This is a genomic window from Paraburkholderia sp. EG286B (assembly GCF_040965655.1).
Lineage (GTDB): Bacteria > Pseudomonadota > Gammaproteobacteria > Burkholderiales > Burkholderiaceae > Paraburkholderia.
On sequence record NZ_JBFRCF010000104.1, the window covers coordinates 1 to 1,772 of the forward strand.

Below are 1,772 nucleotides of genomic sequence, written 5' to 3' on the forward strand. Positions count from 1 at the left end.
GTGCGGCCAGTAAGGGCCTGTAATGTTTCGGCGCTGGATGACTGAGTTTGCGCCCAAAGCGGCCGCACATTTGTCGGTGTGGTGCCTAATACGGTCCACCTAGTCTTGCTGCCTGCCCACTTCGCAACTTCGCGCAGGCCCGCCCGCCACAACTTTGTTTCTGCCTCCCTCCTTTGCTGCGTATAGTCGGTGGTCAGCAACCGCGACCAGCGATTCAAGATCGGGACAGTTGTCAGATACCATCTCTGCTACACCAATCGACACAGTGATCCGGATCTCGCTGCCGGGTGCAAAGCGTGACACTGCGACGTGGTTCAGACTGTACGCAGTCTGGGCGACAGCTTGGCGAATGCGCTCCGCGACCCGCGCTGCTTCGTCCGCGGATGTATTGGGCAGGAGAACACAGAATTCCTCGCCGCCAAATCGAGCAACGAGATCAGGCGGACGGACTACCGTAGTGGTCACTTCGGCCAAATGCCTGAGCACCTCGTCTCCAACTGTGTGTCCCCAGGCATCATTGACCCGCTTGAAGTGGTCAATGTCGATCATGAGAAGCGCGACGCATCGGTCGGCTTGGCGCCCACGTGCGAATACGTTGAATTCCTCGTCCAGACGCCGACGATTCGCAAGATTAGTCAGCGGGTCCACCCGCGACAGCGCCTTCAACTGGTCGCTGAGTGCGATTTGTCGGGCGAGAAGCTGGTCGACAACGAGAAGCGTGGCCCAGAGAAGAAATCCCAGCAACAACCAGATTGCGGCAAACACCGCGCTGGTCAGTCGGACTACCGCGAGGAACACTGCTTTCGCAGGGACGTAGTCGATCAGAACCAGGTCTGTGCTCGGCAGTTTCGTATAGAGAAGAAGATTCTGACGTGCGCTTAACACACCGCTGCCCGTCTGAAACAGCGGTGCAACAGAAAGGTCGTTCCATGGCGCAGGCAGTGTCCTGAACCATTTTTCGTCGGCGGTCGTGAAGGTATTCCCGCTCGTTGCGATGGCTGTCCCGTTTCGTTCCATTAACGCGTGAAACTCGTCGGATGTGGTGTCGAGGCGCATGTAGTCCTGGACAGCGCGCTGCGGGATAACAAAGAGGATGACACCACGAACTACGTCGTTGCGCATGACCGGCGTCCCGAACAGCAGGCGCGGCCCTCCAGAACTCTCTCGTTCGTACATCGGATCAAAAATCACGTCATAGTCCAACGGGTGTTGCCGGGAGACTTGAAACAGCCGCGAACTGGCGAGCGATTGAACAAGGCCTACCGTCTGGTCGTCGCTCAGTGCGGGGTAGGCGACCACGACGCCCGTTGCCGATACAAATACCGTACGCTCGAGGTTGGTGCTCAACTGAAACTGGACAGAGAGCAACCTGGTCATCAGTCGGGACAACCTCAGATCATCAAGAAACGTTGATTCCGTCCGGTGCAGCCCCGGAATGTTCGCAAGTTGTCGCGCGCCGATGCCGCGAATGGGCACGTTACTTTCCGGGAGCTGAAGGCTCCACACCGGCTCCTCCTGCGCTTGGAGCACCGTCTCGAATGGGGCATCCACGGCCGGGCTAAAAGGTGCGGACGGGTCTGCAATCATTCGCTCAGCACTGGTGCGGAGAAACCGCAACTGCTGCTTGTTATTTTGAACGGCGACATCCAGCGTCATGGCCTGCAGTTCGAGCCGATGCAAGCGCTGATCGAGTTCGCGTGCGCGGACAAGGAAGTATTGGTCTACGGCGAGAATTAGCGTGATAGCGAAAACTACGGCGAAACACAGCACGA

General features: G+C 58.0%; 1 protein-coding gene. It reads right to left on the reverse strand.

Annotated elements, in window-relative coordinates; all coding sequences use genetic code 11:
* Window positions 1-99: 99 nt before the first annotated feature.
* Window positions 100-1,772, reverse strand: a 1,673-nt coding sequence (locus tag AB4Y42_RS43875; protein ID WP_368697841.1) for a diguanylate cyclase, incomplete at its 5' end; no start/stop codon positions are given.